General features: G+C 57.2%; 18 protein-coding genes. 7 read left to right on the top strand and 11 right to left on the bottom strand.

What is annotated here, in order from left to right:
* The first annotated feature begins 49 nt into the window (after positions 1-49).
* The 4 genes from holA (at position 50) to GF1_RS01370 (ending at position 6,262) form a co-directional block, all read left to right on the top strand.
* A complete protein-coding gene (gene holA / locus GF1_RS01385) occupies positions 50-1,408 on the top strand; it encodes a DNA polymerase III subunit delta (RefSeq protein ID WP_267927836.1) in 1,359 nt (452 codons plus the stop codon).
* A 95-nt stretch (positions 1,409-1,503) separates the two neighbouring features.
* Positions 1,504-1,821 carry an ATP-dependent Clp protease adapter ClpS gene (gene clpS, locus GF1_RS01380; RefSeq protein ID WP_267927835.1) on the top strand — a complete coding sequence of 106 codons (318 nt, stop codon included), beginning with the start codon at positions 1,504-1,506 and terminating at the stop codon, positions 1,819-1,821.
* 168 nt (positions 1,822-1,989) lie between these two features.
* The gene (clpA, locus tag GF1_RS01375) at positions 1,990-4,263 is read left to right on the top strand and encodes an ATP-dependent Clp protease ATP-binding subunit ClpA (RefSeq protein ID WP_267927834.1); all 2,274 of its coding nucleotides are present in this window, start codon (positions 1,990-1,992) and stop codon (positions 4,261-4,263) included.
* Between the two features lie 379 nt (positions 4,264-4,642).
* Positions 4,643-6,262 (top strand): DUF3373 family protein, encoded by a 1,620-nt coding sequence (locus GF1_RS01370; protein ID WP_267927833.1) that lies wholly within the window; start codon positions 4,643-4,645, stop codon positions 6,260-6,262.
* A 125-nt stretch (positions 6,263-6,387) separates the two neighbouring features.
* Here GF1_RS01370 and ltrA (GF1_RS01365) read toward each other — a convergent pair whose 3' ends face one another.
* Both ltrA (GF1_RS01365) and ltrA (GF1_RS01360) read right to left on the bottom strand, forming a co-directional pair.
* A complete protein-coding gene (gene ltrA, locus GF1_RS01365; RefSeq protein WP_267927832.1) occupies positions 6,388-7,656 on the bottom strand; it encodes a group II intron reverse transcriptase/maturase in 1,269 nt (422 codons plus the stop codon).
* Between the two features lie 819 nt (positions 7,657-8,475).
* Entirely contained in the window at positions 8,476-9,744 is a 1,269-nt protein-coding gene (gene ltrA, locus GF1_RS01360) for a group II intron reverse transcriptase/maturase (RefSeq protein ID WP_267926322.1), read from the bottom strand.
* 890 nt (positions 9,745-10,634) lie between these two features.
* On the opposite strand from ltrA (GF1_RS01360), the gene pgeF reads away from it, so the two are divergent.
* Positions 10,635-11,354: a peptidoglycan editing factor PgeF gene (gene pgeF / locus GF1_RS01355; RefSeq protein WP_267927831.1), complete on the top strand. Its 720-nt coding sequence runs from the start codon at positions 10,635-10,637 to the stop codon at positions 11,352-11,354.
* A gap of 38 nt (positions 11,355-11,392) precedes the next feature.
* Here the strand turns inward: pgeF and GF1_RS01350 are convergent, their stop codons facing one another.
* The 3 genes from GF1_RS01350 to GF1_RS01340 form a co-directional block, all read right to left on the bottom strand.
* Positions 11,393-12,154 (bottom strand): endonuclease/exonuclease/phosphatase family protein, encoded by a 762-nt coding sequence (locus GF1_RS01350; protein WP_267927830.1) that lies wholly within the window; start codon positions 12,152-12,154, stop codon positions 11,393-11,395.
* A gap of 21 nt (positions 12,155-12,175) precedes the next feature.
* Positions 12,176-13,543: a tRNA nucleotidyltransferase/poly(A) polymerase-related protein gene (locus GF1_RS01345; protein ID WP_267927829.1), complete on the bottom strand. Its 1,368-nt coding sequence runs from the start codon at positions 13,541-13,543 to the stop codon at positions 12,176-12,178.
* Positions 13,544-13,708: 165 nt separating this feature from the next.
* Positions 13,709-14,695, bottom strand: coding sequence for an NAD(P)H-dependent flavin oxidoreductase (locus GF1_RS01340; protein ID WP_267927828.1), 987 nt, complete (start codon positions 14,693-14,695; stop codon positions 13,709-13,711).
* Positions 14,696-15,064: 369 nt separating this feature from the next.
* Here GF1_RS01340 and hisS point away from each other — a divergent pair, with 369 nt between their 5' ends.
* Positions 15,065-16,351, top strand: a complete 1,287-nt coding sequence (gene hisS / locus GF1_RS01335; protein WP_267927827.1) for a histidine--tRNA ligase — start codon at positions 15,065-15,067, stop codon at positions 16,349-16,351.
* A 77-nt stretch (positions 16,352-16,428) separates the two neighbouring features.
* Positions 16,429-18,210 carry an aspartate--tRNA ligase gene (aspS, locus tag GF1_RS01330; protein ID WP_267927826.1) on the top strand — a complete coding sequence of 594 codons (1,782 nt, stop codon included), beginning with the start codon at positions 16,429-16,431 and terminating at the stop codon, positions 18,208-18,210.
* A 48-nt stretch (positions 18,211-18,258) separates the two neighbouring features.
* Here aspS and GF1_RS01325 read toward each other — a convergent pair whose 3' ends face one another.
* The 6 genes from GF1_RS01325 to GF1_RS01300 all read right to left on the bottom strand — a co-directional run bounded on the left by GF1_RS01325 (position 18,259) and on the right by GF1_RS01300 (position 22,873).
* Positions 18,259-19,356 (bottom strand): permease, encoded by a 1,098-nt coding sequence (locus tag GF1_RS01325; RefSeq protein ID WP_267927825.1) that lies wholly within the window; start codon positions 19,354-19,356, stop codon positions 18,259-18,261.
* A 5-nt stretch (positions 19,357-19,361) separates the two neighbouring features.
* On the bottom strand, positions 19,362-19,709 hold the full coding sequence (locus tag GF1_RS01320; RefSeq protein WP_267927824.1) for an ArsR/SmtB family transcription factor: 348 nt from the start codon (positions 19,707-19,709) through the stop codon (positions 19,362-19,364).
* 521 nt (positions 19,710-20,230) lie between these two features.
* A complete protein-coding gene (locus GF1_RS01315; protein WP_267927823.1) occupies positions 20,231-20,431 on the bottom strand; it encodes a heavy-metal-associated domain-containing protein in 201 nt (66 codons plus the stop codon).
* A 90-nt stretch (positions 20,432-20,521) separates the two neighbouring features.
* A complete protein-coding gene (locus GF1_RS01310; RefSeq protein WP_267927822.1) occupies positions 20,522-21,631 on the bottom strand; it encodes a nitrilase-related carbon-nitrogen hydrolase in 1,110 nt (369 codons plus the stop codon).
* Positions 21,628-22,335: a DVU0298 family protein gene (locus tag GF1_RS01305; RefSeq protein WP_267927821.1), complete on the bottom strand. Its 708-nt coding sequence runs from the start codon at positions 22,333-22,335 to the stop codon at positions 21,628-21,630. Before GF1_RS01305 ends, GF1_RS01310 begins: the two co-directional genes overlap by 4 nt.
* A 25-nt stretch (positions 22,336-22,360) precedes the next feature.
* Complete coding sequence (locus GF1_RS01300) at positions 22,361-22,873, bottom strand: ferritin (RefSeq protein WP_267927820.1); 513 nt, start codon at positions 22,871-22,873, stop codon at positions 22,361-22,363.
* Between the last annotated feature and the right edge of the window lie 299 nt (positions 22,874-23,172).

The raw sequence follows: 23,172 nt of genomic DNA, 5'->3' as shown, positions 1-23,172 counted from the left end.
GCTCCCCGAACCCCCGGAAAACCGGGGCCAACACCTGGGACACTCTATCATGGCGCTGATCAGCCGGGAAAAACTGACCACCCTGATCAAGGAAATCAAACAGGGTGACATTTCGCCGGTCTATCTGGTGTTTGGCGACAGGTATCTCTGCCGGCAGGCTGCCGATACCCTGTGCCAGGTCCTGCTGGCCGACGGCGGTACCATCCACCCCGTTGACGGCGAACAGGAGGATCCGGCCGCCACCCTTTTGAACCTGCGCAGCTTCAGCCTCCTGCCCGGCCGGCAGATCTACCGGGTCAGCGATACCAGGCTGTTTCATTCAAAGAAAGTGGCTGATGCCTTGTGGAAAAAGGTACTCCGGGCCCGGGAAAACAACAAGGAGGACCTGGCTGCCCGCCATCTGCGGGCCATGCTCGTTGCCGCAGGCCTGGATCCCTCTGACCTGGAGCTGGACCTGGCCGGGTTGCCGGCCACCCGGTGGCAGCAGGCCTTTGGTTTTCCAAAGCCGGCAGCTCCGCTGGACTGGCTTGAACCTTTGCGCGAAAAAGCAGCCTCCCTGCCTTCACCGACTTCCGGTGGCGACCCGGTGGACATGTTTGAAAAAATCCTCCAGGAAGGTCTTCCGAAAAACAACATCCTCCTCCTGCTGGCCGAGGAAGTCGACAGGCGCAAAAAACTGTTCAGACTGCTGCAGGACCGGTTTGCAGTGATCGACTGCAGCGTGGAGAGCGGCAGCTCGTCCAGGGCGCAGAAGGCCCAGAAATCGGTTCTCCAGGAGCTGGTCAAAAAAACCCTGGGCGAATTTGGCAAGACCATGCCGGCCCCGGTCACGGACCGGCTCATCGAACGGGTTGGTTTTCATCCGGTGGCCGTGGTCATGGAAAGTGAAAAACTGGCCCTCTATGTGGGCGATCGGCAGAGGATCACCCATGAGGATCTGGACGCGGTGGTTGGTCGAACCAGGCAGGAGGCGCTCTTTGAGCTCACCGACGCGGTGGGGAAAAAAAATCTCGACAGGGCCCTGCTTGTTGCCGGTCGTATCCAGGAAAACGGTATTCATCCCCTGGCCATCATCGCCACCCTGCGCAACTATGCCCGCACCCTGCTGCTGTTCAGGTCGCTGCAGCTGCAGGAGCGCTATGACTACCGGCCGACCATGAGCGCCGATCAGTTCAAAAGCCAGTGTCTGCCCCTGCTCAAGGAAAACGGTTCCTGGGCAACGGAACTCAAAGGGCACCCTTATGCCCTGTTCATGCAGTTCCGCACCGCGGCCTCGTTTTCCCCGGCCACCCTGTGCTGCTGGCCCCGCCTGATCCTGGATGCTGAACTGCGCCTCAAAGGCTCCCCGGTCTCGGCCCGGACGGTGATCGTACACCTGCTCCTGTCCATGCTCTCCAGGGAAGCATAAACCGGCCTTGCCAAAAAATTGACGGAGTATTACAATTATAGAGGATAGATTCAAGTCAATGATCTTGACTTATCTACTGCAACCCAACTGAAATCATGAGCAAAAACAAAACCAGGGGTCAGGAAGAAACCCTGACCAGAAACCAGGAAGAACTCCAGGAACCCCCGCTGTACAAGGTGCTCCTGCACAATGACGACTACACCACAATGGACTTTGTGGTCATGATCCTCCAGTCCGTGTTCGGCAAGGACACGGCCGAGGCAACCCGTATCATGCTCAACGTACATCACCAGGGTGTGGGAGTTGCCGGAATCTATACCCGGGAAATCGGGGAAACCAAGATCGCCGTTGTTCACCAGATGGCGCGAAAAAATCAATTTCCACTGAAATGCTCGCTGGAAAAGGCGGGCTGAAAGGTGCATTGAAAAAAAACCACTGCAGGAGTTCACGAGTGGTGCAGATTCACGCAAGCGACCGACCGCAGGTAAGCGACCGAAGGGAGACCCCGACAGCCGACCTGTGCGGACGGGAGCGATCGCGCGAAGATGTGGTGCCCGTGGGCTCTTGAGGAGATACCAGATATGTTGAGTAGAGAACTTGAACTGGCCCTCATCAAGGCCATAAAAGAAGCGAAACTGCACAGGCACGAGTACGTGACCGTCGAGCACATGCTCTACGGCCTGCTCCACGACGACCTGGCCCGCCACATTATTGACAGCTGCGGCGGCAGCTACACCAATCTCAAGGAGCGGCTCGAACGGTTTTTCTCCGGCGGGCTGCCCACCCTCAAGGATGAAAACAGTGAACCGTCCCAGACGGTTGCCTTCAACCGGGTTCTCCAGCGGGCGGTGAACCACGTCCAGAGCTGCGGCAAGAAACAGGTGGACACCGGCGATGTCCTGGTTTCCATCTTTGCCGAGCCCGACTCCCATGCGGTCTATTTTCTCGGCAGCGAGGGGATCGGTCGGCTGGAAGTGGTGGAGTATATCTCCCACGGGCTGCCCGAGTCGCTGCAGAGCGAACCCTTCCGCCAGCCGCAGCCTGCGCCGCGCAAGGGCAAGCAGAGCGAGGTCAAGACCGATGACGCCCTGGAAAAATACACTGTCAATTTTGCCCGGCGGGCGGCCGAGGGAAGTATCGACCCCCTGATCGGCCGGGACCGTGAGCTTGAACGGATGATGCAGGTCCTCTGCCGGCGGCGGAAAAACAATCCCCTGCTGGTGGGCGAGCCCGGTGTGGGCAAGACCGCCATGGCCGAAGGACTGGCCCTGCGTATCCATGAAGATAAAATCGCCCGGCAGCAGGAAAAGCCGGATCCGAAAAAACTGGTGCCGGACCTGCTCCGCGATACCGAAATCTACATGCTCGACATGGGCACCCTTGTGGCTGGCACCAAGTACCGGGGCGATTTCGAGAAACGGCTCAAGGCCGTGGTAGCTGCGATCGAGAAAAAGGACAATGCCATCCTCTTTATCGACGAGATGCACACCATTGTCGGGGCCGGGGCCACCAGCGGCGGCTCCATGGATGCCTCTAACCTGCTCAAGCCCGCCCTGCAGGCCGGGACCATCCGCTGCATCGGGTCGACCACCTACGAAGAGTATAAAAATCACATTGAAAAAGACCGCGCCCTCTCCAGACGATTCCAGAAAATCGACATCGAAGAACCTTCGGTGGCTGATACCTGTAATATCCTCAAGGGGCTGCAGTCACGCTACGAAGAACACCACCATGTCCGCTACTCCAGACCTGCGGTTCTGGCCACCGTGGAACTGGCCAACCGCTATATCAACGACCGCTTCCTGCCCGACAAGGCCATCGACGTAATGGATGAGGTGGGGGCGGCCTTCCGGCTGGCCGGCAAGCTGGGCAAGACGGTGTCGGTACGGGACGTGGAAAAGGTCGTCTCCAAGATGGCCCGCGTTCCCGTCAATTCCAGGAGCACCAGCGACGTGGCGGCCCTCAGGGAACTGGACAGCCAGCTCAAATCGGTCATCTTTGGCCAGCAGGATGCCATCGACGCCGTGGTCCGGGCGGTGAAGCGCTCCCGGGCCGGACTGGGAAATCCCCAGTCGCCCACGGGCTCGTTCCTGTTCGCCGGCCCCACAGGTGTGGGCAAAACCGAGGTGGCGCGTCAGCTTGCCGCGGCCCTGTCGGTGCATTTCGAACGGTTCGATATGTCCGAGTACATGGAAAAACACGCGGTGGCCCGCCTCATCGGCGCCCCTCCCGGCTATATCGGTTTTGACCAGGGAGGTCTGCTCACCGACGCCATCCGCAAGCACCCGTATACGGTCCTCCTGCTGGACGAAATCGAAAAGGCACATCCCGATGTCTTCTCCATCCTGCTCCAGGTGATGGATCACTCCACCCTGACCGACAATGCCGGCCGACAGGCGGATTTCCGGAATGTGATCCTGATCATGACCACCAATGCCGGTGCCCGGGAGATGAGCGAGCGCAGCATCGGTTTTCTCGGCGACAACCGTGGTAAGGAGCAGAAAGCGCTCAAAAACCTGTTCTCGCCGGAATTCCGTAACCGGCTGGATGCTATCATCACCTTCCGGGCCCTGGAGCCGGAAACCGTGGAGAAGGTGGTGGACAAGATGGTCGGCGAACTCCAGGCCCAGCTGGCCGAGAAGAAGGTCCGCATCAGCCTGACTCCGGCAGCCCGGCGGTGGCTGGCCAGCGAAGGCTATGATCCGGCCTATGGAGCCCGGCCCCTGCGGCGGCTGATCATGAAGGAAATCGGTGATCCACTCACCGAGGAAATTCTCTTCGGACGACTGAGCAAGGGCGGTACTGTCCGGGTCAGCCGCAAGGGTGGCAAGACCATCTTCACCTATGACTCCTGATTGACCATCATGTTGCCTGTCCGGCATAATCAGGAGAGCCGCGTCGCAGAAGCAATGGGGGGACTTTCAATAACAGAGGTCCCCCGTTGTGGTGCCTGAGCGAATTTCTTTTTCCCTTCCCCTTCCCAGTACAATTTTTTTTACTTTTTTCGCCCGTCATGTTGACATCCATCGGTCGATGCGATAGAAATGCATATACACGTATTTCGTATTTCTATACGGTAACCGGGTTCTGGCTGCATCGTATGACTCCTGTTTGTTAAAAAATTTGTATCTGCCGAACACAGGGTTTCATTTCCAGATTGCCACAACACCCCGTCCTTACAGGTTGAAGCTGGGGTATTTCCCCTTGGGATAACTAAAAGTAGGAGGAAGAAGAATGGTAAAGAAATTTTCCATGCTGGCACTGGCCGGGTTGATTGCCTTGCCGGCGGTCGCCTCTGCCAGTGCAGGCAAAGCGCCCTCGGATCTTGAGGCCAAGATTGAGGAGCTCTCCCGCCAGCTTGATGCGCTCAAAGCGCAGATGGCCAAGCAGAGTGAAGTCATCACCGAGTACGGTGACAGGGTCGACGACATGGACGAGATGCTCGAGGAGAAGGGCGAGTCCTGGGACCTGGCCGCCCGGTTCAAGTTCTACGGCGATTTCCGCGCCCGGATGGATTATTACCAGGCTGACACCGTGTTTTCTGCCGGAACACCTCTTCAGTTTCCTACCGGTTTTTCTGCTCTTGCTGCAGGAACATCTGGAGGTGATCTCAAAAACGACACAATATTCACCAACCGGTTCCGGCTGAACATGCGGGTCAAGGCCACCGAGAATGTCGAGTTCAAGGGCCGGCTGGCCATGTACAAGGCCTGGGGCATGGAATCTACCCCAGAGGGCATAGGCGACATGTACAACAACGGCACTGCCATGCCTATCTTCGACGGCAACACCACCCGTACTCCCGATGACAACGCCCTGCGGGTGGACCGGGCCTTTGTCAACTGGAACAACATCGGCGGCATGCCCATCTGGTTCTCCATCGGCCGCCGCCCCACCACCGACGGACCGCCGGCCCAGGTCCGCATGGGCACTGACCAGCGGATGGCCACCCCCATTGCCTACATGGACTATCCCTTTGACGGTATTTCCCTGGGATATGCCTATGCCTGGGGCAACGAGGCCCTGGGAACCGGCCGGATCCGCTTCTGTTATGGCCGCGGCTTTGAAAATGGCCTCCTCGACGAAGCTCCTGGAAGTTATCATATCGACGATACCGATTTCGCCGGCCTGAGCTGGGACGTGTTCAAGAAGGGTCACCGGTTCATGAACATCCAGTCCTTCAAGGTCTTCAACCTGTTCAACTATCCTGACTTCCTGGACCTGTACAGCGAAGACAACCTTATTGCACCGCAGTACGGCCCCCAGGACACGCTGGGCAACATGTACCACACCACAGCCATCTACATGGACAAGGTCAACAACTTCAGCTACTTCATCGCCGGTGGCTGGAGCCGTACCGAACCGGATTCCAGCGGTATGTTCAACGAGTATGACATGAGCCTGGCTGCCATACTGGGCAACGGCGGGGTACCTCCTGTAATCGCCAATACCGACTCCGAGAACGGCTATTCCATCTATGTCGGCGTCCGGTATGACATCGACGACCTCGGTCTGAAGATCGGTGCCGAGTATAACTACGGCTCCCGCTACTGGGTCGCCTTCACTCCGGGCAACGATGATCTGTACAACTCCAAGCTGGCCACCCGCGGTAACGCCTACGAGATCTACATGATCTACGACCTGCCCACCGGCGAGGCCATTTCCAAGTATGCCAAGACCTTTGTCCGTCTGGGCTGGCAGTACTATGACTACAATTACTCCGGCATCAACGACTGGAACCTGAAGCCGTACGACCTGGATGATGCCAACGATCTGGCTATGTTGCAGAGTTTGGGCATGAATCCCATCGAGAACGCCAATCAGATCTACCTGAGCTTTGATGTCTATTTCTAGACAGATGTCCTGATCTGACAGTTGCACCATATCGAGTAGGGTGAGGCAAGGTAATTAAGCTTGCCTCATCCCTCTCACAGAACCGTACGTACGGGCCTCGTATACGGCTCCTGTTTATTTTTCCTTCATACTGAAACAGAAATTCCGGTCTGTACAGATGCGAGGTCAAAGAGCCCCATTTCCCCATGCAGGCAGCTGTTGGGAAGGGCATAATGGCTCAGCGGACTTGCTGCATTGGCCCAGGAGTTCATCTTGATTCTTTTGAACTCTCCTCTATAGCCCAGCTGTCTCAGTCTGCGGTGTAGCCTGCACGGCTTTTTCCACAGCTTCAACTGAACAGCACGCAGCCGTCTTCTGATCCACCTCATCAGCCGAGAAAACTCACCCTTGCAGTTCGCTATTCGAAAGTAGTTGGCAAAACCCCTCAGCAACCGGTTGAGATCGGCTATCACCTTCTCAAGGTTCACCGGGGAGTTACGCCGGGTCATCGCCTTGACCTTCGCCTTGAAGGCCCTCACCTTGCCTCGCTGTATTCGGGTCATCACGGAGTGGATACGAACTCCGAGAAATTTAATCCCTTTGAGGCTGTGGCTTATATGGGTCTTTTCCTGGTTGACGGTCAACAGCAGTTCTTCTTCAAGATAACGACTGGCCTGGTTCAGTGCATTTTCGGCTGCGCTCTTTGACTGGCACAGGATCAGGATGTCGTCCGCATAGCGGACGATGCGGTGGCCACGATTCTTCATAAACTGATCGAAGGAATCAAGGTATACGTTGGCAATCAACGGGCTGATAACTCCGCCCTGCGGACTGCCGACCTCGCTGGCCTGCCAACCATCTCCTGTCAGAACTCCGCTTTTCAAAAACTTCTCCAGCAGACCAAGAATACTTCCATCACTGACCCGGCGACGGAACGAGGCAAGGATCAGGTCATGGTTCAACGTGTCGAAGCATTTCGACAGATCCATGTCCACTACCCATTTCCGCTCGTACGTCCGGATGAACATCGTGGCTTTGCTGATTGCCTGGTGACAACTCCGACCAGGACGGTAGCCGTAGCTCGACGGATGGAAATCGCGGTCAAATATTGGTTGAAGTATATCCAGCAGGGCCTGCTGTACCACACGGTCACGGACTGCAGGTATGCCGAGTAGCCGTTTCCCGCCGTTCGGCTTCGGGATCTCCACCCGTCGCACGGCCAGCGGTTGGTAGCTCTTGTCCTGCAGTTCCGTCAGGAGATGATCGATATTGGTCACAAATGAGCCGGCAAAATCATCGATGGACTGGCCGTCTATACCGGCAGCTCCTTTCGAGGATTTCACCTTGTAGAATGCCTTGACCAGGTTCTCCCGGCTCAGCATTCGATCATATAGGCTGTACCAGACTTCAACCATGCTCCTGTCCTGCGTTTCCCTTCCTCTATTTCCACGTGGAGACTTCGGTTCTTCAATGGGCGCGACCGCTTTCTATCCTCATGGGCAATATACGATCAACACTCCCATCTACTCCGATGAACGGTCAAAATCGGCAGAGGACCTGTCACGGTATACCGCCGATAGCGTACCCCGTCCCGTCGGACGGCTTGTGTTCAGTCTGCCAGGTGTCCATAGATTCCAGAAAACCTTCAAATAAACTTCATCCCTTCGCAACAGATATGGCTTTTGGCTCATAACTGCCCCCAACGAACCAGGCCGTTGGGTCATCCCGGTTTTATCCTCCACACTGTTACCAGGCTTCACAGGCCGGAATTTCATCACTACTACGGAATCATCTGCCACCTCACACCGCTTCGATCCGCCTTGGATTTCTCCTTGTGCTTCTCTATTCCGCTCAATGCGGAAACAGTGCAAGGCTTCCCCGGTTAAGGCGGACCCCCTGTGAGCGACCACATCCTCAATCACGTATCAGGACTGACCAGGTATCGGGCTTCGCGCTATTTAGGACGCTTACCCTCCTGATACGCCGAATCAGGTTCGCTTGCGCTATGTGCCGCTCACCTCCTATCGCTTCCTTCAGACCCTGCCGTTACCAGCAACGCCCTTACGATTCGGATTGTCTTCCCCCTGGTCAGGGTGACGCCTGCGTAACGCAGGCTGGGTTTGCCCGCCATGCCGGGCAAATCGAGTAGGGTGAGGCAAGTTAATTACGCTTGCCTCATCCCTCTCACAGAACCGTACGTACGGGTCTCGTATACGGCTCCTGTTTATTTTCCTTCATATTGAAACAGAGATTCCAGTAGATACAGCACCAAGATCAAAGAGACCCAAGCCCCGGTGTAAATATCCGTTGGGCAGGGCATAATGGCTCAAAGGACTTGCCGCATTGGCCCAGGAGTTCATTTTGATCGCATCAAACTTCCCCCTGTATCCAAGCTGCCTCAGCCTGCGGTGAAGCCGATTGGGCTTCTTCCACAATTTCAGCTGGATGGCTCGCAGTCTTCTCCGAATCCATCTCATCAGCCTTGAAAATTCTCCTGTGCAGTTCGCTATCCGGAAGTAGTTGGCAAATCCCCTCAAGAGCGGATTGAGATCTGCAATCACTTTCTCAAGATTCACCGGGGAATTACGCCGGGTCATTGCCTTGACCTTTGCCTTGAAAGACTTAATCTTGCCTCGCTGGATTTGCGTATACTGAGAGCATACGGATACTCCCAGAAAGTTTACGCCCCGACTGCTGTGGCAGATATGGGTCTTTTCACGGTTGACAGTCAGCAGCAATTCTCCTTCAAGATAGTGCCGTGCCTGCTCAAGAGCATTCTCGGCCGCTTTCTTTGATTGGCACAGAATCAGGATATCGTCCGCATAGCGGACTATTCGGTGGCCACGATTCTTCATGAATTGATCAAAAGAATCGAGATACACATTGGCTATCAGAGGGCTGATCACGCCGCCCTGTGGACTGCCGATCTCGCTAGCCGTAAATCCCGAATCCGTCATTACACCGCTCTTCAGAAACTTCTCCAGGAGACCGAGGATACTCCCGTCCCTGATCCGGCGACGAAAGGCGCTGAGGATGAGATCATGGTCCAAGGTGTCAAAGCATTTGGACAGATCCATATCAACTACCCACTTTCGATCGTAGTCACGGATAAACATCGTCGCCTTGGATATCGCCTGATGACAACTGCGGCCTGGGCGATAGCCATAGCTCGACGGGTGGAAATCCCGATCGAATATCGGCAGGAGAATGTCGAGCAGTGCCTGCTGCACTACACGGTCACGGACTGCTGGAATACCGAGCAACCGAACTCCTCCGGTTGGCTTGGGTATCTCTACCCGGCGCACGGCCAGTGGCTGGTAACTCTTTTCCCACAGTTCCTTCAGGAGACAGTCGATGTTGGCTTCGGCTGATGCGGCAAAGTCCTTGATGGACTGGCCGTCTATTCCGGCAGCTCCCTTCGCAGACCTCACCTTCCCAAACGCCTTGTGCAGAGCGTCCCTGCTCAGCATCCGGTCATACAGACTGTACCAAACGTCAACCATGCTCCTGTCCTGCGTCCCCATCCCTCCACTTCTGCCTGGAATCCCCGGGTCTTCACCCAAATGAGAGCGCCTTCTATCCCAATGGGCAATGTACGCTCAACTGTTCAGGTTACTCCGATGAACGGCCAAAATCAGCAGACGGCCTCTCACAGCATACCGCCGAAAATGTGCCCCGCCCCGTCGGGCAGCTTGTGTTCTGACTCCAGACCTCCATGATCTTCAGGGAACCTTCAAATAAACTTCATCCCTTCGCAACTGATACCGCTTTTGGCAAATACCAGCCCCTGTCAAACAACGCTGACAGGTCATCCCGGTTTTATCCTCCACGCTGTTACCAGGCTTCTCCGGCCGGGATTTCATCACTACTACGGAATCATCTGCCACCTCCCACCGCTTCGGTAGGCCTTGGATCTCTCCTTGAACCTTCCTTAACTCTCGTACTGCAAGTACGCTAGGAGGCTTCCCCGGTTAAGGCGAACTCCCGGTGAGCAATCCCATCCTCAATCACGCCAAAGGTCTGACCAGGTATCGGGCTTCACGCTATTGTGCACGCTTACCCACCTATGACGCCGAATCAGGTTCACTTACGCTATGTACCGCTCACTTCCTATCGCTTCCTTCAGACCCTGCCGTTGCCAGCAACGCCCTTGCGATTCGGATTGTCTTCCCCCTGGTCGGGGTGACGCCTGCGTTCCGCAGGCTGGGTTTGCCCGCCATGCCGGGCAAACACTAAAAAGGGGAAAGCCTGGTGGCTTTCCCCTTTTTTGTATTCCCGGCCAGGCAACCGGGCAGCCTGCACTGCTGACGCAGGCATCCATCCGTGCCACCTGTATCTTAGATTTCTTATTTCTTCCATGCCACACCATCGCCTGACACCGCTTTCAAGCCCTGTGCTGACAGTACCCCATGCCATGTTGAACCGGCATGGCGGAGTCAGCAAAAAGCCCTACGATTCCCTCAATCTCGGCCTGTATGTCGGCGACCGGAACGAAGATGTGGCCAGGAACCGGCGGAGTGTGAAACACCTGCTGGGTCTCACCCATCTTGTTTCCGCCCGCCAGGTCCACGGTACCGGGATCAAGGTGGTGGAAGATATCAGTGCTGATGTGGAAATCGATAACTGCGACGCCCTGGTTACGAGTCAGCCCGGGGTCGGTCTTCTGATCCAGCAGGCCGACTGCCAGGCCGTCCTGCTCCATGACCCGATCAGGCATGTGGTGGCGGCGATCCACTGCGGCTGGCGTGGAAGCGTGGCCAACATCATCGCCCGAACCATCACCAGTATGCAGCTCCATTTCGGCGTGGAACCACCAAACCTGCGGGGTGTGATCAGCCCGTCGCTTGGTCCCTGCTGCGCGGAGTTTGTCAACTTTCGCAGCGAGCTTCCCCCTGGCCTGCACAGGTACCAGTGGAAAAGAAATTATTTTGATTTCTGGAAAATCAGCCGCGATCAACTGCAGCAGGCGGGAGTTCCGGACAGACAGATCGACATAACAGGTATCTGCACCTGCTGCAGCCTGGACTTTTTCTCCTATCGACGGGCGGTGAAGGAGGGGAATGGTGTTACCGGCCGCAACGGGTCGGTCATTGGCCTGCCCATGTCGGGCTGAACGGAAACATGAGTGGCAGCAGGAGGGTTCGCCCGGCCTTACCGCAGTTCCAGGTCACAGACCAGTGGCACGTGATCGGAATAGGTAACCAGTGGAGCCTGGAATCCGCTTACCTTGAACTCTTCACTGTGGAGGATGAAATCCAGTTGCCTCTTGGGTGCTTTGCTGGGATGCGAAGGGGTTCCCAGACCATTGGCACTGGTAAGGCCGGTGGCAGCCAAAAAAAGTTCCAGTTCCTGATCGCCCCAGAGGACATTGAAATCGCCGGCCACGATAACCGGTCCCTGCACCTCGCGAACAAGACGATAGAGATTCTGCAACTGCGCCTGCCGGACACGGTAGGTAAGGGACAGGTGAACCAGAAACACGGTTGCCGGTTCGATTTGCGCCTCGATCACAAGCCGCTTGACGCCCTTGTCAAAATAATGAAAACGATGGGAGCTGATGGGAAGGCGGGTGAGCAGGGCATTGGCCTGCTTGCTGAGAACCGGCACCCTGGTGGCCACGGAATCTTCACCATATTTGTTCTGAACCACATGGAAATGGCCGAGCTGACGGGCAATGACCTCGGCCTGGCAAAGTTTTTCCGAGCGGAAGGAGCCGCAGTCAACCTCGATCAAACCGATAATATCGGGATCCACCTCCCTGATAAAGGAGATGATTTTCTCCAGATTTTCGCCAGAGCGTTTGAAATATCCGGCATAGGGGACCGGCAGATGAAACCGCGCTCCGATCCCTGTACAATAACGGATGTTGTACAGTAAAAAACGAAACGTCGACCCGGCAGCTTCTCCCTTCACACTTTCCACGTCAGTGTTCAATTATCCCCGGCGCAAGCCGAACACACCATGTTTTCTACTGGAGAAGGCGGGATTGATTCCCTTGCGGGCCCGCGGCCGTTCCCGTTCACCGTCGCCCCGGTGTTCCACGGTGACCGGTCGGATTTCCTCGGTCTCCACGAAGAGGTTCTCATCGGCAGGACGTCCCTGCGTGGCTTCGAGATAGAGAGCGTAGAACCTGGAGCAATCGCCGAAATAGCTCTTGCGCCGCAGCCACTTGGGCCAGGAAGAACCGTTATGGTGCTGACTGAAGGTGGAGATGTTGACCAGGAGAGTGGTGATCGCTTCCTTGATCATGCGCTTCATATTGAGCTGCTGTCCAAAGAGCTGATCAATGTCGCTGCGGATCTGGCGGGAGAGCTGGTGGTACACCGGTCCGCGAATTTTCTGCCTGGTCAGCTCATAGCGATGGCAGGCCCAGGGCGCCAGCAGAAGGGCAAAGAGCATGAAATCAGGCACCACTATCTTGCCGCCCCGGATATCCTGGCCATACAGCCGATCCAGCACACCGAGCATGGCCAGCAATTCATCTTTCACTTCCCTGTTGCCTGCAATATCTTCATAACATGGCAGCAGAGTGGAAAGCAGGCCGCATTTGATGGCAATCTCGGCCCAGGGCCGGCTGGCTCCGGAACGAAGGTCTTTGAGCAGTTCATCGCGCAGCCGGGACGGAGGACAGAGCAGCAGTTTTTCCCGGTTGGAAACGATCGCCTTCCAGGTCACCGGCTCGATTTCAAAATTACTCCGGGCCGCGTGACGAACCGCCCGCATAATCCGGACCGGATCCCGGGTCACCCGCCGTTCCGGCTCACCGACAATGCGGACAACGCCCTCGTCCAGGTCGCGAACACCACCGACATAATCGATAATGGTCCGATTCTCTATCTCGTAAAACAGGGAGTTGATGGTCAGATCCCGGCGGAAGGCGTCTTCCTCGAGGGTGCCATAGGTGTTGTTGCTGGGCAGGACCTGCTCCTGACCATTGATGTCGTATTCACTGAGTGAACGAAGGGTGGAGACCTCGATGATCTTGCCGCCACGGAAGAACACCTGCACCAGGCGAAACCGGCGGCCGATGGTCCGGCTGTTACGGAACAGCTTGCGCAGCTGACCCGGACGGGCATCGGTGGAGATATCGAAATCCCGCGGTTTTTTGCCAAGATACAGATCACGCACCCCGCCTCCGACCAGGTACCCCGAAAAACCGGCATCCCGCAGGCGATAGAGCACCTTGAGAGCTTCCTTATCGATATCCTTTTTGCGGATAGGGTGGTCAGACTCTGGAATGACCGTGGGGGTCATATTTGGTGAAAAGGCCGGCAGCTCCCGGCCATCTGATGCAGTAACCATGTAGTGTAGAGAGGTGTTCCACAGACAACGAAACACGTTTATATGAAAGCAGGTCTCTGGATCCAGCCCGGACAGCCAGGCGTTCCCGTCTCACGCCCCAGTATCTCCAGTTGACTGCATATTCGGTTTGTCCCGCCCTGCGGCCGGATAAGCGAACTGCTGCTTTCATGCGTTGTTAAGATTTATTTTTCCTTCGCGGTAGACTGATTCGGCCTGACGGACAAACATGTCAAATATTTCCCGGACCGAGAGAATCTCGTTCATCTTCCAGGTGTTGGCGCCGGAAAAAACCAGCCCGTTTTCCACATCACCCTTGTATGATTTTGTCAGCCGCTCATTGATGCAGTACCGGAAACTGCATTTTTTAAGACACTTGAATTTACACTCCCTGGCCTTCACGTCCTCGCCCTGTTCCATCTTCTGGATAAAGGGCGTTTTGATGGCCCGGCCGGGCATACCCACCGGCGATTTCACCAGGACTATATCTTCCTTTCTGGCCCTGAGAAAGGTTTCCTTGAAGGCCTGGGAGACCGAACACTCCTTGGAAAGGACAAAACGGGAGGCGATCTGGATGCCGTCGGCCCCGAACTTCTCCATCATCTCGGCCATCTCAAAGCCATTGGTTATGCCGCCGGCGGCAATGAGTGGCACCTTGCTCACCACCTTGCGGATGGACGGAAACAACTCCCGCAGCGGCTTGTCGGTACCAAGATGGCCGCCGGCCTCGGTCGCTTCAACGACAATGGCCGCCGCGCCCAGTTTTTCCGCCAGTTTGGCAAAGGCCGGAGAGGAGACGATGGAGACAATGGGCACGTTGTATTTTTTGCCGATCTTGAAGATGTCCCGGGAAAAACCGGCGCCGGTGATGATGATATCCACTCCGGCTTCGATGGACCCCATGACGAGCTCGTAAAAATCCTTCATCGCGTACATAATATTGACCGCGATGACGCCGTCGGTCGCTTTTTTCGCCTTGCGGATGTCTTCCTGCAACTCCTCCACGGGGATACCGGAGCCGCCGATGGTGCCGACGCCGCCACATTCGGCAACCGGAATGGCCAGGGCGGAATCGGATACCCGGATGGACATGCCGCCCTGGATAATTGGTATTCGTGCTGTAAACCGACCTATTTTAAGTTCTGGCAGTTTCATCTGGTACTCTTTTCATTGGAAAGTATTACACCTGAATCGGGTGCGGCAGCTTAAAAAGAACCCCGGTATAATCATGGATTTTTTTATGTTGCCGATGGGTGAAACGCCCATTTCAGGTTACGGTACAAGAGATAATGCCCTTCCTGGCATGGCTTTGTCAAGTCACATGCCATAGGGAAAAAGACAAATCTTCTGAAACCAAATATTTTACCACAAATAGACGACATCTGCTTGACTTTTCGCTATCTGTTCGAGTAAAATTTTGATTTTTTTATTCCGCACCCGCACAAAAATGAAACCTGAAGATGTTTCAAGCTACGGACGAGCTGCGTCGCCGTCCGGAACACGTACCATCACAAGGAGATTTTCTTGAAGATCAAGGCCATAAACGGCTTCAAAGACATACTGCCCGATGAGGTGCACCGCTGGCAGCGCATCGAGGCATGTGCCCGCGATATCTTCCAGCGCTTCGGGCTCCGGGAAATCCGGTTGCCCATCCTGGAAAAAACCGAGCTCTTTGCCCGCTCCATCGGTGAGACCACTGATATTGTCGAAAAGGAGATGTACACCTTTCCCGACAAGGGCATCACCATGCGACCGGAGGCCACCGCGTCTCTGCTCCGGGCCTTCATCGAACACAGCCTGCACCTGCAGCGGCCCGTGCAGCGGCTCTTCACCATCGGCCCCATGTTTCGCCATGAAAGGCCGCAGAAGGGACGGCTCCGCCAGTTCCACCAAATCGATGCCGAAATCATCGGCGCCCAGGAACCGCAGGTGGATGCCGAGCTCATGGCCATGGGCCAGATGCTGCTCACCGAACTTGGACTCACGGCCAGCCTGGAAATCAATTCGCTGGGCTGTCCGGATTGCCGACCCGATTTTCGCGAGAAACTGGTCCGCTACCTGGAAGAAAAAGAAGAGGGACTCTGCGAGGACTGCCGGCGGCGGCGGACCACCAACCCCCTGCGGGTGCTGGACTGCAAGAAGGCAACGTGCCGGGCCCTGGTCCAGAATGCACCGTCGATCCTCGATTCGCTCTGTGCACCGTGCAGGGAGCATTTCCAGGCCGTGCAGAAGAACCTTGATCTCCTGGGAGTCACCTACAAGCTGAACCGGTTCATGGTCCGCGGGCTCGACTATTACACCCGCACCACCTTTGAGTTCATCGCCTCCGGACTGGGGGCGCAGTCGGCGGTGGGCGCCGGCGGCCGCTACGACGGCCTCATCCACCAGCTCGGCGGCCCCGGACTGCCAGGGATCGGCTTTGCCATGGGCATGGAACGGCTGGTGCTGCTCATGGAGTCCACGGATAGTGAGCAGCAGGCCCTGGACCGCGAGATAGACATCTTTGCGGCCGCCCTGGGCCAGGAGGCCATGGAATTTGCCACCCCGCTGATCCACGCCCTGCGCAAGCTCTCTGTCCGGGCGGCCATGGACTACAGCGGCCGCAGCCTCAAGGCCCAGATGAAACAGGCCGGCCGCCTGAACGCCGCCTATACCCTGATCATCGGCGAACAGGAACTGGCAGAGAAAAAAGCTATCCTGCGCAACATGGATACCCAGGAGCAGACCTCCTTTTCTCTGGAAGGCGACACGAAAGAGCTGGCCGGGATACTGGCCAAGACATGCATGGAAACAGCAAGATCGGAAAGTTAAAAAACTTCCGGAATCAGAACCTGTCACAGGACCATCACTTTTAACTTTTCACTCACATCAGCGGCTGGAGAATACTAATGGATACACTGGGAGCGCTTTCGCGTACACATAACTGCAATGAGCTTGGCCCGGACAACCTGGATCAGGAAGTCGTCCTCATGGGCTGGGTTCTGCGGCGCCGGGATCATGGCGGCGTTATCTTTATCGACCTGCGGGACCGGTGGGGCATCACCCAGGTGGTTTTCAACCCGGAGGTCAATGCGGAAGTCCACGCCAAGGCGCACCGGTTACGCAGTGAATGGGTCCTGGCTGTCCGGGGCAGGGTCGAGCGACGCCCGGCGGACATGGAAAATCCCAAGCTCAAAACCGGCGCCATCGAGGTCCTGGTCTCGGAGCTGCATATCCTGAACACCAGCGAAACGCCGCCTTTCCCGCTGGACGAGGAAGTCGAGGTTTCTGATAACCTCCGGCTCCAGTACCGTTACCTGGACCTTCGGCGGCCGGAAATGGCCCGCAACCTGATCATGCGCCACAAAGCGGTCCAGGCCGCCCGCAACTACCTCTCGGAAAACGATTTTCTTGAGATCGAAACCCCCATGCTTACCCGCTCCACCCCGGAAGGAGCCCGGGACTACCTGGTGCCGAGCCGGGTCAACCCCGGCCGGTTCTACGCCCTGCCCCAGTCGCCCCAGCTCTTCAAACAGATGCTGATGGTCGCCGGTATGGACCGCTACTTCCAGGTGGTCAAGTGCTTCCGGGATGAAGACCTGCGCGCCGACCGGCAGCCGGAGTTCACCCAGATCGACATGGAGCTCAGCTTCGTGACCGAGGAAGACATCATCGGTATCACCGAGGGGATGATCGCCGAAATTTTCAAAGCCGCCCGAGGCATCGAACTGAGGCCGCCGTTTGCGCGCATGACCTATGACGAAGCAATGGAGCGTTTCGGCACCGATCGACCCGACACCAGGTTCGGGTTCGAGCTGATCGACCTGACCGAGAAACTGCGCGGCTGCGGTTTCAAGGTCTTTGGCCAGGTCATCGAGAAAGGGGGAGTGGTCAAGGCCATCAACGCCAAGGGCTGCGCCACCTTTTCCCGCAAGGATCTGGACGACCTGACCGAGTTCGCCGGCCGGTTCGGCGCCAAAGGCATGGCCTGGATCAAGATCAAGGAAGACGAATGGCAGTCACCCATCACCAAATTCTTTTCAGAAGAGGAAATTGCCACCATGCGTGAGGCCCTGGATGCCGAGCCTGGCGACCTGATCCTCTTCGGAGCCGACAGCCGCGGGGTGGTCAACCAGGTCCTGGCCGAGCTTCGCCTTGAACTGGCCCGACGCCTCGAACTGATCGACGGGGAGAGCTTTGACTTCCTGTGGATCACCGATTTTCCGCTGGTGGAATATGACCATGGGGAAAAGCGGCACACCGCAGTGCATCATCCTTTCACCGCGCCCCGGGAAGACCACCTGGACCTGCTGGAGAGCGAGCCGGGCAAGGTCAAGAGCCGAGCTTACGACCTGGTTCTCAATGGCAATGAGATCGGTGGCGGCTCCATCCGTATCCATCGCAAGGACATCCAGGAACGCGTCTTCCAGGTCCTGGGCATCGACCAGCAGGAGGCGGAGGAAAAATTCGGCTTCCTTCTCCGGGCCCTGGAACTCGGTGCTCCGCCCCATGGCGGCATCGCCTTTGGAGTTGACCGGCTGCTGATGATCCTGACCGGCTCTGACTCCATCCGCGACGTCATCGCCTTTCCCAAGACCCAGAAAGCCACCTGTCCGCTCACCGAGGCCCCGGCCCCGGTGGCCCGCAAGCAGCTCACCGAACTGCACCTGCGACCGGACTGGAAGGAGTAAAGCGGTTCCCGGGCAGTGGGCCGGGTCGGAACCGGTTCACCTGGAGCTTCAGATCACCAGGTTGAAGAGATACCCCACCAGCAGGATACCACTGCCCACCACTCCGACAAAGACAGCGATCAACTGAGGCTTCAATACCTTGCGCAGGATAACCATCTCGGGAAAGGAAAGGGCCACCACGCTCATCATGAAGGCCAGCACCGTACCGAGCGCGGCTCCCTTGCCCAGCAAGGCCTGAATCACCGGCACCACACCGGCCGCACTGGCATACATGGGAATACCGATCAGCACCGCGGCCGGCACCGACCACCAGGCGTCTTCGCCCATGATCCGCGCCATCATGCCTTCCGGCACATAGCCATGGATGGCGGCTCCCACAGCAATCCCGCCGACCACATAAGGCCAGATACGACCGACGATATCCCGAACCGCCTCCCAGCCATGGACGATCCGTGCACTCCAGCTCATGGGCCCGGTTGCTTCCTGGCCACCACCGGCGAGAATAGTACGGACCCAGTCCTCGATGAAATGTTCCAGGTGCAGCCGGCCGATGATCCAGCCGGCGACAATGGCGATTGCCAGCCCGGTCACCATGTACAACAGAGCTATCTTCCAGCCCAGCAGGCCAAAAAGCAGAACCAGGGCTATCTCGTTGATCAGCGGCGCCGCTATCAGAAAAGACAGGGTCACGCCCAGGGGTATGCCGGCGGTGACAAAACCGATAAACAGGGGCGGAGCCGAACAGGAACAAAACGGCGTCACCACTCCCAGCATGGCGGCAAAGATATTACCTACAAACTCCTTCCGGCCCTGGAGCAGCTTCCTGGCCCGCTCGGGGGTAAAGAAGGAACGGATAATTCCCACCGCAAAAACCACAATGGTCAAAAGCATGAGCACTTTGGGAGTGTCATAGAGGAAAAAGGACAGGGCCTCACCGAGATGACTTCCCCGCTCAAGCCCCAGGAGAGAGTAGGTCAGATACTCGGAGAAGGGACCAAGCTGACGGTAGAGCCCGTACCAGAGGACAAGACCGGCTGCGGCCAGTACCATCTGTAGTGGACCAAGACGAAAGGATGGTTTCTGCTTTTGGGGTTGGGTTTCACTATCCTGGGCACAGGGACAGGTTGCCATTTTGAGCGGTTCCATTGGATTCACCTCGTTGTGTCCGTACATGTCCGGCTGACCGGCGGGACGTTTTGCTTCATAGCCTGAATATCCGGATCATCGCCAAGCCACTGACGGACAGACTCAAGCATCCGGGCGGCGTAAACGGACTGTGTGCCATCGGCCAGTCGATAGATGACCCACTGCCCATCCTTGCGCTTCTCCACCAAGCCGGCATCTTCAAGGAGCTTGAGATGCTTGGAGGTGGTGGACTGGGAGAGCCCGAGCAGCGGCTGGATCTCGCAGACACAGAGCTCGCCCCCCTCCAACATCTTCAATACCTTGAGCCGATTGGGATCCGACAGGGCCTTCATGACCCGTACACATTCTTTCATAGCAAATCTCCGCACCCAGAGGACCCACCCCCGGGTGGCGATTTTACTTTTGTTTAATATATCGCTACATTCACGAATATGAATATAACGATATTCTCCATCCGTCAAGCCCTGAATTTTTTTCTGTCCGGACGATCAGGGCAGGCCCACACCCGAACCGTGGCGCTGACGCGTGCAGAGCCATTACCCCGGCCGCAGGAGCCCAGGACGAGCCGATTTCAGCAGCACCACATCGGCAATAGCACACTGGTCGGAAAAGCGGTGCCACTGGCGCAGACCATGGCATCGACATCTCCAGGGTGCATTGAAAAATGAGAACTTTCGTTCGAGAACAGGTAAACGAGCCTGCGAGACTCCGAGGAGCGGCAAAATTAAAAAACTCAGCATATTAAACATATGCGAGCATTTTTCATTGAGCCGGCGACGCAGTTATCGGGCGAAAAAGCAATTTTTCAAAGTGCCCTGCAAACAGGTGCCAAAGGAGACGGGATACAGACCTGATCAACGCTTGGCAGAGGTGATCAATCCTGATCCACCACCTCATACCCTGCCCTGGCGATGGCCTCCCTGACCTCATCCAGGGCGACCTCCCCTTCCCAGGTGGCCTCACCCTTTTCCAGATCAATACGGACCCGGCTCACCCCGTCCAGGGCTTCCAGGGCTTTTGCCGCCGAGGCGGCACAATGCTGACATTTCATTCCCCTGATTGTAATGGTCGGCATAATGGACTCCTTGTGTAATTTTCAGTAGCACCCATGCAGGCTCCCACGGCCTGCACAACGAAACATGAAAGCTGATGTCCCCCTAAAAAATCAAACCTCACTCCCCAGAGGAACCAGGACATCGGGACACACCGCCGTGGCCAGGTTCCGACCAGGCTCCCCGTGACAGAGGACCACCAGGTCCACGCAGCCAAGGGATGCGATCAGCCGGCCCTGACGGGACAGCTCCGGGCCACCCGGCCCCAGTCCGACCACGAGCAGATCACCCTGACAACGGGCCTGTTCCAGGGTGGCCACCAGTTCAGGCGTCAACTCCGCAAACCGGCCCTGGGCCAGAACGATACGGCTGCCCTGAGCACGGATGGGACCAAGGCGGTCTTCAATGGTCACCGGACTCACCAGCTTGTCCGTGTCCCGGTGCAGCCAGGGCCGTTCTCCCACACTGCAGAACCGGGACCGGAGGGTATCGATCCGCCCCTGGTCCAGATCCCGAACCATAGCTGCCTCTCGCCCTCCGGACTCGGCCAATACCTCACCATCCGGGGCGATGACCATGGAATGGCCTGCCAGCTCCTGGAGTCCGACCTGACCGCAGCCGTTGGCAGCGACGACGAAGACCTGGTTTTCCACCGCCCGGGACCGCAGCAGGATCCGCCAGTGATCAAGGCGCACCTTTGGCCACTCGGCCGAGACCACAAGCAAATTGGCCCCGGCAAACACCTGCTCCCTGGCAAGCTCCGGGAAACGCAGGTCGTAACAGACCAGCCCTCCCACCAGGGAACCGCCGATCCGCACCGGTGCCGGCCGCGAACCGGGAACGAGGTATCGATCCTCTTCCCATAACCGAAACAGATGCATTTTCCGCCAGGTGCCGACCACCCCGTCACCACTGACAAAAAAAAGCGTATTGTAGCGCTGATCCGTCTCCTGATCCCGCTCGAGCAGCGACCCGGCAAAGACACAGTCGAGCTCGGCGGCGAGCGCGGTCAAGCCTTCGAGGAGCACCGGGGTCTCCCGGACCAGCTCCGGGAAGCGGCGATAAACAAAACCGTATCCCCATAACTCCGGCAGGACCAGCAGACTCCCGGCCACTGAAGGACAATCCCGGCAGAGATCACGGACCCGTTCCAGATTGGCGCCCGGCTCACCCGGTACGATCCGGAACTGGATAAAACCGGCCCGGGAAATCCGCGGAGTCATGCAGGGCTCTCTTCCAAGGCCCCGCGGGCCAGTTCAGCCACCGTGGTCTCCCGGAGTCGACCGTCCTCGTACACCCGGACCGGTTCCGGATCCCGGGCAAGCTCCCGCAGCCGATCGGTGGCCAGGTCAGCCCGACCCAGCAGCCCCAGGGCCCGGGCCGCCAGACCGCGCACTGCAGCGTCCGGGGATTCCAGGTAATGGACCAGGTCATGGTCGGCCCCCCGCTCAAGGAGCATATCCGGCCTGGTCCCGGCCAGTCGGCCGATCCCCCAGAGCAGCCCCCGCTGCAGGGTCTCATGTTCGAGATAGTTGCCATCCTGGGCAATCTCCTCGCCGTCTTCGCGCATGTAGGAGATCAGCATGTGGATGTACTCCCGGGCAAGCCCGGGATGACGACTCATGACCTCGGCCATGGCCTCGGGCGCACCCCAGCCGATGCCGCCGGATTCGTCGTTGAGACTCCAGAGAAACCGGCGCATGATGATCCGCGCCTCTTCCATGTCCTTGTCGGCCAACCGGGCCACCATCTCGCCCATGGCGGTGATACCGTACCAGCGCAGCGGCTCTTCAGGACGGTATATCGCGGAAAACAGGGCATTGATCACATCCTTTGGCTCCATTTTGCGCAGGGACGAAAGCGCTGTTTCCAGGTCCGGCCCGGCCAGCAGGTCAAGCACCTGTTTTTTTATCTTGCGTGTACTCATCGTTCACCCGGGCTCAAAAAGAGATTCAGCCTTCACTCTGCTGCAGAGTAAAGACCCGTTTCCCCAGCTCGGCGTCGAGGAAAAACAGACCCGAGGGGTTATCCCTGGTCAGCTTGAGCTTGTCGACGATCTCGCCCACAGTGGCCTCTTCTTCCACCTGTTCGGTAACAAACCACTGCAGAAAGATCCGGGTGGCATGGTCCCTTTCCTTCTCGGCCAGATCTACCAGATCATTGATCAACCCGGTAACCAGCTGTTCATGCTGAAGAATATGCTCAAAGGCGGCCAGGGGCGACTCCCAGGTGGAGACCGGCTTCTTGATGGTGTCCAGAACAACCCGCCCGCCGCGTTCACCGACAAAATCATAGAACTTCATGGCATGGGTCAGCTCTTCCTGCACCTGGCCCCGCATCCAGGTGGCGAAACCGGCAAGGCTGATGGACTGGAAATAGGATTCCATGGACAGGTAGAGATAAGCCGAATACATTTCGGCATTGATCTGTTCGTTGAGGGCCTTCTGTATTTTCTTCTTCAGCATTGATCACTCTCCATCATGCGTTGGCCGGGCCTGCAACCACTGCCCCGGACCGATTTCTTCATGGCACACGGGCATGAACCACTGCCCGTCAAATGTGGTGGACAGGCTTACTATAATCATTTACCGACCGATTTCCACCTCCTTCCTGAAAACAGCCCGCCTGCGGATCACCCACCGATCATCCAGGATCTCTGCAGACAAAAAATCTTGTATTTTACCAGTAAACCTGCTTTGCTAGTGTCGGTCCAGAAATAAGGATTTTCGTTCGAGATCAAGGAATGTGAAAAAAATAAGCGCAG

The sequence above is a fragment of the Desulfolithobacter dissulfuricans genome (genome assembly GCF_025998535.1).
GTDB classification, from domain to species: domain Bacteria; phylum Desulfobacterota; class Desulfobulbia; order Desulfobulbales; family Desulfobulbaceae; genus Desulfolithobacter; species Desulfolithobacter dissulfuricans.
This window is presented reverse-complemented; position numbering and strand designations above follow the sequence as displayed.